Raw genomic sequence first — 8,809 nt, 5'->3', positions numbered from 1 at the left:
CGTCGGTTGGCGCGTCAGTTCGTCGATGAGCACGGACTTCGTTCTGGATGCGCTCGAACAGGCGCTGTACGCGCGCCAACCGGGCGACGATGGGACCTTGATACACCACTCCGATAGGGGGGCTCAATACGTCAGCATTCGGTATAGCGAACGTTTGGCCGAGGCGGGTATCGAGCCGTCCGTCGGCAGCCGTGGCGACAGCTACGATAACGCGCTGGCTGAAACGATCAACGGTCTCTACAAGACGGAACTGATTCATCGGCGCGCCCCTTGGAAAACGAGGGAATCCGTCGAACTGGCAACGCTGGAATGGGTCGCCTGGTACAACCATCATCGGCTGATGGAACCGCTCGGCTATATCCCGCCCGCCGAGGCTGAGGCAAACTACTACAGGCAACTCAGAAATGCTGCTGAAGTGCCTGCATTAACTTAAACCAACCGGCCTCCACGATTCCCGGTGCGGTTCAGTCCGATGAAGTCGGCGGCGACAAGAGCCTGCTCGTGTGCTGCTCAGCCTTCCACGGCGTGACTGCCGCCAAGGCGGCGGAGCGCTGGCCAAATCTGACCCTGAAGAAAATCCCCAAGATGGTGTTGGCGCGCTGCCACTGGGGCCGCGATGACTACAGCTTGAACGTGGCGAACCTGCCGATGGCACAGGTTGAGATGCCTGAGTCTGCAGCTGTTGTCAACGCCGTCAAATCATCGAAGAGCAAGAAAGCTGCCCCGGGACAGGGCGGACTGTTTGGGGAGAACGAATAATGAATGCACGCGTCCTGAACGCCGTCACCGGTCGTCTGTCTCTTCGCCCGCCCCAGGCAGAATCTCTCTCGAAGTTGGCGCGCGCGCTCGAAGCCGCCCCCGAGCTATTGAGCCACGAGCGCGCCACTGAACAAAAAGACTTGGCGGCCATTCTTGCCACGTTGAAAGCCGAGTTCTCTACGCTAGAAGAGTTCGAGCGGGAATTCCCTTCGCTGTGCTTCGCTCTCGCTACGGGCGTGGGCAAGACGCGCTTGATGGGAGCGTTTATCGCCTATCTCCATCTGGCGCATGGCATCAACAACTTCTTCGTGCTGGCCCCAAACCTGACGATCTACAACAAACTGATCACCGACTTCACGCCCAACACGCCGAAGTATGTGTTCAAGGGGATTGGCGAATTTGCCATCAACTCGCCACGGGTAATTACTGGCGATAACTACGACCAGCAGAACGTCACCGGCGGCGAGCTGTTCGGTGAGGTGCGCATCAACATCTTCAATATCTCAAAAATCAACTCAGAGGTGCGTGGCGGCAAGGAGCCTCGCATCAAACGGATGAAGGAGGTGCTGGGTGACAGCTACTTTAATCACCTGGCCAACCTGCCAGACCTCGTGTTGCTGATGGACGAGTCGCACCGCTATCGGGCCAGCGCGGGTGTGCGATCCATCAACGAACTCAAACCGCTGTTCGGCCTTGAAGTAACCGCGACGCCCTTTGTGGAATCTACCCGTGGGCCGGTTCCGTTCAAGAACGTTGTGATGGACTACCCGCTGGCACGCGCAATGGATGATGGCTTCGTCAAAGAACCGGCTGTCGTCACCCAGCGCAACTTCGACGCCAAGGCGCACACGCCAGAGGAAATCGAGAAGACCAAGCTGGAAGACGGCGTGCGCCTGCACGAAACCACCAAGGTCGAGTTGTTGACCTACGCTCGCGAAAACGGCGTCAAGGTGGTGAAGCCCTTCATGCTCGTGATTGCGCGTGATACCACGCACGCGGGGCAACTTTTGGCGCTTCTGGAGTCAGAAGCCTTCTACGAGGGGCGCTACCAGGGCAAGGTGATTCAGGTCGACTCTAGCCGCACCGGCGCGGAAGAGGAAGAAATGATCACCCGCTTGCTCGCGGTGGAAAGCGTGGATGAGCCGACCGAGATCGTGATTCACGTCAACATGCTCAAAGAAGGCTGGGACGTGACCAACCTCTACACCATCGTTCCGCTGCGCGCCGCTAATGCGCGCACGCTGATCGAGCAGTCCATCGGTCGCGGCCTGCGTCTGCCCTACGGCAAGCGCACCGGCGTCGCGTCGGTGGATCGCTTGAACATCGTCGCGCACGACAAATTCCAGGAGATCATCGACGAGGCGAACCGAGGCGATTCTCCGATTCGCCTAAAGCAAGTCATCCTGGATGCGCCGAGCGCAGACGACAAGAAGGTCAGTGTGCAGGTGGGATCGGGGGCAATGACTCGCCTTGGTCTGACGGATACGCCCGTGGTGACGGTGGCTCCGGCTGGCAATGGTGCTACCGCTGGTACAGCGCCAGCGGCCCCAGCACCGGCACCGGTCTTCACCACGGACGTTGAGAAGCAGGCCGCGCGCGTCGTCATGGATGTCATCGGCAAGCTCGAGGCCAAGCGCGACCTTGTTCCAACCAGTAGTGCATTGCTGAAGCCCGAGGTACAGAAGGAAATCCTGGCCGAGGTGGCCGAGCGCCTGAAGCCGATGCAAGGCAACTTGCTGGCAGGCGTTGATGAGGGAGGGCCTGCACTCGATCTATCGGCAGTGGTGGCGAAGACCACGGAGATCGTGGTTCAGCAGACCATCGACATTCCCCGTATCGCAGTGGTGCCGACCGGGGAGGTCACGACGGGCTTTCATCCGTTCAAGCTCGACGTGAGCCAGCTTCACCTTCAGCCCGGCGAGCGCGAGATCGTCATCCACAACCTGCGCACCAATGAGCAGGACACGCTGGCCGCCGAGATCGGCCTGAAAGAGCAGCGGCCGGAGGACTATGTGGTTCACGCGCTGGTGGACTTCGATGACATCGACTACTTCACCCACGCAGACCTGCTATACGACCTTGCGAGCCAGATGGTGCAGCACTTGCAGGGGTATCTCTCCGAAGATGAGGCCCGCAGTGTGCTGGACCGAGATCGCCGCCTGATCGCGCGCGAGATTCACGCCCAGATGATGGCGCATTTCTGGGAAGAAGCGACCGAGTATGAAGTGCAGGTCAGCCGTGGCTTCACTGAGCTGAAGCCGTGCAACTACACGGCCACGGCAGGTCAGACGGCGCACCACTTCCGGGAAACAGTCACCGAGACAAGCCGCATCAAGCAGATGCTGTTCGGCGGGTTTGCTCGGTGCCTGTACCCCCTCCAGAAATTCGACTCGGATACCGAGCGCCGCTTTGCAATCATTCTGGAGCGTGATGCTTCGAAGTGGTTCAAGCCTGCCAAGGGGCAGTTCCAGATCTACTACAAGCTGGGCACCGAACAGCCGGAGTACATCCCCGACTTCGTTGCCGAAACGGACTCGACGATTTTCATGGTGGAGACCAAGGCGCGAACCGACATCAATACCCAAGAGGTGCAAGCGAAAGCCGCTGCGGCAGCTCGCTGGTGCAAGCACGCCTCAGACCACGCAGCGGGGGTTGGCACCAAGCCCTGGAAGTACCTGCTAGTCCCGCACGATGAGATCACGGAATCGAAGCGGCTTTCGGACTTCCTGCGCTTCGAGGTGAAGTGAGATGGCTATGCAACCCTTTTCAATCACGCTCTTCGCGACCACTGGTGATCCAGAGGGGATACGTCATGTTGACAAGTCCAATTGGTCGGGTTACGGCGTCGTGTTCACGAAGGAGTTGGCCGGTGTCCTGAAGCAGGAACCTGGCATTTCTCAGGCGGGCATCTACATTCTTGCGGGCAATGCCGCAGAGGAAACGATTTATATCGGAGAGGCCGACCCGGTAGGTGAGCGGCTCAAGAACCACGTTGCCAACAAAGAGGGATGGGTGTGGGGCGTCTACTTCTTTGATCGGAACCACAAGATCGGCAAGACTGAGGTGCAGTACCTTGAGTCTGCCCTTGTCGCGCTGGCCAAGAAGTATGATCGTGCGATCCTGCTGAACAAGAACAATCCAACCGAGCCCACGATGGCCCCTGCCGCCAAGGCAACGGCACAAGCCTTTCTGGCGGATATGTTGTTGATCCTGCCGATGCTCGGCATCAATGCGTTCACGCCATCGAAGATTGAAGATGTGTCGGATCAGGTGCAGCCGATTGGGTCGGACAGCGACAAGTTCGACACGATTGTCGTGCCTGCTCGGGATGAGGGCTTCAAGGACACCTTCCTCGACAAGAACTGCTGGTACGCCGTCCGGATCAATGCAAAGCACATCTCCAAGCTGAGGTACATCGCGGCGTATCAGGTGGCCCCCATCGCAGCGATCACGCACATTGCCGAGATCGAGTCGATTGTTCCCTACAACGACACGGGCAAGTACAAGATCAACTTCAAGGAGGCAGCAACTGCGATTGTTCCGATTCCTCGTCCAGAAGTCACCGACGTGAATATGCAGTCTTCACGCTACGCGCTTCGGGACAAACTACTCGCAGCAAAGAATCTGGATGAAGTTTGGGCCTGACCGGCTCGCCGGTTACTGCAGTGCGGTGGTTTCGGCTTCACGTCGCGCGACCAGCCTCGGCCGAAGCCAATCGTCCAATACCCTGCTGGGCAGATGTACGGGGGCGCACGGCCGGGATCGGCCTTCGGCACGCGGTGGAACGGGACCGAGTGATTCGAGGTGTTGAAGGCGTAGGGTGACCACCAGAGAAAAAGGAGAACAGAGAGGCGTCAGCGGGAGTGGAAACGCCGAGTTCGCAGGAGTGGCGCTCGCGAGGCCATGCCCGAAAACCGCGCCGACACTTGGGGGGAACGGGCGAAAAAAAACCAACCGAGAACGGTTGGTTTTTGAATGGTGCTGGCGAATCAGGGATTCAAACCCCGGACCGGCAGATTATGACTCCGCGGCTGTCTATCATAAAACATGGCGCGCGACAGGTAGGTTAGTTGCACCAACTTCGGCGTCCAGTCGCAAAACTGTGGCGCCAGTCGCACTTACTCTGGCGCCCTACGTCTACATTCGCTGTTAAACATCAATATTCCCCGCCCGCAACGCATTCGACTCGATAAACGCCCTACGCGGCTCGACCTCATCCCCCATGAGGGTAGTAAAGATCCCATCCGCCGCGATCGCGTCTTCGATCTGCACGCGCAGCAGACGCCGCACGGTCGGATCCATGGTCGTTTCCCACAGCTGCTCGGGGTTCATCTCCCCGAGTCCCTTATAACGCTGCTTCGAAACGTTCCGCTCAGCATCGGCCAGCAGCCACTTCATCGCGCTCTTGAAGTCGGTCACGGCCATGCTGCGCTCACCGCGCTTGATCACCGCACCGGCCTGAATGAGCCCTTCGAACGTCTTGGCAGTAGTCACCAGCTGCTGATAATCCGCCGTATGCTGGAACTCTTCATCGATGACGGAAACGCGCACGTTCCCGTGATGCGCCCGCTCAACGCGCAGCGACCGCAGCTCCCGCACCGGATCATACGAAGGCACCACGCGCACTTCATTCTTCAGCGTCTCGTCATGCAGCGCCGCATGCAGAGCCCTAGCCGAAGCCTCCGTCGATTCCTCGCTGGAAAGATCGATGGAAACCCCGTCCATGATCGCCTCGAGCGCGGCCGGGTCATACAACCGGCTCAACCGCCCGATGACGCTCTGCGACAGCAGATACGACCGCGCCAGCTCCCCGAGCGCATCGCCTGAAATCGCCGCGCCATTCTCGCTAGGCACCAATTCCGACCCTTGCAGCGCCAACCGCAGCATATGCGCGTTGAGCTCCGCGTCGTCCTTCAGATACCGCTCGTCCTTGCCGGCCTTGATCTTGTAAAGCGGCGGCTGCGCGATATACACGTACCCGCGCTCGACCATCTCCGGCATCTGCCGATAGAAGAACGTGAGCAGCAGCGTCCGGATGTGCGCACCGTCGACGTCCGCGTCGGTCATGATGATGATGCGGTGATAGCGGAGCTTGTCGAGGTTGTAATCGTCCTTGCCGATGCCGCACCCGAGCGCGGTCACGAGCGTGACGATCTGTTCCGACGACAGCAGCTTGTCGTAGCGCGCCTTCTCGACGTTGAGCACCTTACCGCGCAGCGGCAGAATCGCCTGGAACTTGCGATCACGGCCTTGCTTGGCCGAGCCGCCTGCCGAGTCACCCTCGACGATGTAGATTTCGCACTTCGCCGGATCCTTCTCCTGGCAGTCTGCGAGCTTGCCCGGCAGGCCGACGCCGTCGAGCACGCCCTTGCGTCGCGTCATCTCGCGCGCCTTCCGGGCAGCATCCCGCGCCCGTGCAGCTTCGACGATCTTCCCGCAGATGATCTTCGCGTCGGTCGGCGTTTCGAGCAGGAATTCTTCGAGCGCCTTCGCGACGACTTCCTCGACCGGCGCCCGCACTTCGGACGAAACCAGCTTGTCCTTGGTCTGCGAGCTGAACTTCGGCTCCGGCACCTTCACGGACAGCACGCACGACAGCCCTTCGCGCATGTCGTCGCCGGTCGTCTCGACCTTCGCCTTCTTCGCGATTTCGTTGTCGGTGATGTACTTGTTGATGACGCGCGTCATCGCCGCGCGCAGGCCGGTCAAGTGCGTGCCGCCGTCGCGCTGCGGAATGTTGTTCGTGAAGCACAGCACGTTTTCGTTGTAGCTGTCGTTCCACTGCATCGCGACTTCGACGCCCACGCCGTCCTTCTCGCCGTTGGCGAAGAACACGGTCGGGTGCAGGTTGGTCTTCGTCTTGTTGATGTACTCGACGAAGCCCTTCACACCGCCGGCGAACGCGAAATCGTCTTCCTTGCCCGAACGCAGGTCGGTAAGACGAATCCGCACGCCGTTGTTCAGGAACGAGAGCTCGCGCATCCGCTTCGCGAGGATGTCGTAGTGATACTCGACGGTCCCGAAGATCGTCGGATCGGCCATGAAATGCACTTCGGTGCCGCGGTTCTCGGTGTCGCCGGTGACGAGCATCGGCGACACTTCGACGCCATCGACCTGCTCGAGCACACGATCCTGTGCGATGCCGCGATGGAACTCCATGAAGTGCTTCTTGCCGTTGCGGCGCACGGTGAGCCGCAACCAGCTCGACAGGGCGTTCACGCACGACACGCCCACGCCGTGCAGCCCGCCCGACACCTTGTAGCTGTTCTGGTCGAACTTGCCGCCCGCATGCAGCTCGGTCATCACGATCTCGGCGGCGCTGCGCTTCGGCTCGTGCTTGTCGTTCATCTTCACGTCGGTCGGAATCCCGCGGCCGTTGTCGGTCACGGAAATCGAGTTGTCGGCGTGAATCGTCACGTGGATGTCGTTGCAGTACCCGGCCAGCGCTTCGTCGATCGAGTTGTCGAGCACCTCGAACACGAGGTGGTGCAGACCGGTGCCGTCCGACGTGTCGCCGATGTACATCCCGGGGCGCTTGCGCACCGCTTCCAGACCTTCGAGGATCTGGATCGACGAGGCGCCGTAGCTGCTGTTATCGGGTTGCGTATTGTGCTGTTCACTCATGGATATCTTCCGGTTCTGCGAGGCCACTCTCGTGGCGGCGCGGTGCGTTTCAGCGAGGAGAAATCGCCGGCCGCTCCAGTTTCCTGGCTCGCCCCCGGCGCCCAAAAGACGCCAAAGGGACGGGTTGTCGGTTCGCCATAAAAACGCCAAAGGGGCTTGCCGCCCCCTGGTGTGTATCGCGATGTCGAGCGCGTCAGATGCGCATCGGCATCACGACATACTTGAATTCGTCGTTCTCGGGCACGGTGATCAGCGCGCTCGAGCTGGCGTCGCCGAGGCTCACCTGCACGGTGTCGACCTTCAGGTTCGCGAGCACGTCGAGCAGATACGTGACGTTGAAGCCGATGTCGACGGTGTCGCCCTGGTACGCGATTTCGAGTTCTTCCTGCGCCTCTTCCTGATCGGCGTTGGTCGACATGATCTTCAACTGGCCCGGCGCGATGATGCAGCGCACGCCCTTGAACTTGTCCGACGTCAGGATCGCCGCGCGTTGCAGCGAACGCTGCAGCTCTTCACGGCCGATCTCGAACGTGTTCTTGTGCGCCTTCGGGATCACGCGCTGGAAGTCGGGGAACTTGCCCTCGACCAGCTTCGACACGAGCTCGACGCCGCCGAACGTGAACTTCGCCTGCGTCTGCGCGATGTCGATGGTGACGGTGTCGTCGATGTCCTCGAGCAGGCGCTGCAGCTCGAGAATCGTCTTGCGCGGCACGATCACTTCCTGGCGGCCGAACGTGCCGCCTTCGATCTTCATCGACGAGAACGCGAGGCGGTGGCCGTCGGTGGCCACGGCCATCAGCTGGTCGCCGTCGACGACGAGCAGCATGCCGTTCAGGTAGTAGCGGATGTCCTGCTGCGCCATCGCGAAGTGCACCATGCCGAGCAGCTGGCGGAACGACTTCTGCGGGACGCTCAGGCTCGCGGCGAAATCCTTGGCCTGCGCAACGGTCGGGAACTCGTCTGCGGCGAGCGTCTGCAGCGCGAAGCGGCTCTTGCCGGACTGGACGGTCAGCCGCTTGTCGGCGAGCGACAGCGTGACCTGGCCGTCAGGCATCGCGCGCAGGATGTCCAGCAGCTTGCGGGCCGCGACCGTCGTCGCCACCTGGTCGCCGCCGACGCCGAAATCGGCGCGCGTGGTGATCTGCAGCTCCAGGTCGGTCGACAGGAAAGAAACGTCCGGGCCGTTCTTGGTGATCAGCAGGTTGGCGAGGATCGGCAACGTATGGCGGCGTTCGACGATGCCGCTGACCGTTTGCAGCGGCCTGAGGAGGGTGTCTCGTTCGGTCTTGACCAGTTGCATAGAGTTCCTTCGTTGAGTAACGGCCTGCAGCGCAGCAGCCTCGCAGCGCCCCGCCAGCCGGGCTCTTGGCCCGCCGCCGCCGGGGCGGTCAAACCTGTATTGTGCCTCAAAACCGAACCGCCCCAA

5 protein-coding genes and 2 pseudogenes are annotated in these 8,809 nt (G+C 60.8%); 4 read left to right on the top strand and 3 right to left on the bottom strand.

The genetic code is table 11. From position 1 onward, the window contains the following. The 4 genes and pseudogenes from C3Y15_RS21650 to C3Y15_RS21635 all read left to right on the top strand — a co-directional run. Positions 1 to 433: integrase core domain-containing protein (locus tag C3Y15_RS21650; protein ID WP_148091198.1), on the top strand; the 433-nt coding region annotated here is incomplete at its 5' end. A gap of 35 nt (positions 434 to 468) precedes the next feature. After that, a pseudogene (locus tag C3Y15_RS21645) lies at positions 469 to 759 on the top strand (site-specific DNA-methyltransferase); the annotation flags it as partial. Next, a complete protein-coding gene (locus C3Y15_RS21640; protein ID WP_124260204.1) occupies positions 759 to 3,506 on the top strand; it encodes a DEAD/DEAH box helicase family protein in 2,748 nt (915 codons plus the stop codon). The pseudogene C3Y15_RS21645 and the gene C3Y15_RS21640, both read left to right, overlap by 1 nt. Before the next feature lies 1 nt (position 3,507). Further along, on the top strand, positions 3,508 to 4,404 hold the full coding sequence (locus tag C3Y15_RS21635) for a GIY-YIG nuclease family protein (protein WP_243860259.1): 897 nt from the start codon (positions 3,508 to 3,510) through the stop codon (positions 4,402 to 4,404). Positions 4,405 to 4,463: 59 nt separating this feature from the next. Here the strand turns inward: C3Y15_RS21635 and C3Y15_RS32380 are convergent. From C3Y15_RS32380 to dnaN, 3 genes and pseudogenes are all read right to left on the bottom strand, one after another. Next, a pseudogene (locus C3Y15_RS32380) lies at positions 4,464 to 4,535 on the bottom strand (lysozyme); the annotation flags it as partial. A gap of 373 nt (positions 4,536 to 4,908) precedes the next feature. Continuing rightward, positions 4,909 to 7,383: a DNA topoisomerase (ATP-hydrolyzing) subunit B gene (gene gyrB, locus C3Y15_RS21625; protein ID WP_046423679.1), complete on the bottom strand. Its 2,475-nt coding sequence runs from the start codon at positions 7,381 to 7,383 to the stop codon at positions 4,909 to 4,911. A gap of 193 nt (positions 7,384 to 7,576) precedes the next feature. After that, positions 7,577 to 8,683, bottom strand: a complete 1,107-nt coding sequence (dnaN, locus tag C3Y15_RS21620) for a DNA polymerase III subunit beta (RefSeq protein WP_011882716.1) — start codon at positions 8,681 to 8,683, stop codon at positions 7,577 to 7,579. Positions 8,684 to 8,809: the final 126 nt, after the last annotated feature.

Origin of the sequence: Burkholderia sp. B10 (genome assembly GCF_004368385.1) — a bacterium.
In the GTDB taxonomy this organism is placed as follows: Bacteria; Pseudomonadota; Gammaproteobacteria; order Burkholderiales; family Burkholderiaceae; genus Burkholderia; species Burkholderia vietnamiensis.
Note: the sequence above shows the minus strand (reverse complement) of the source record. Positions and strands in the feature narration are given on the sequence as shown.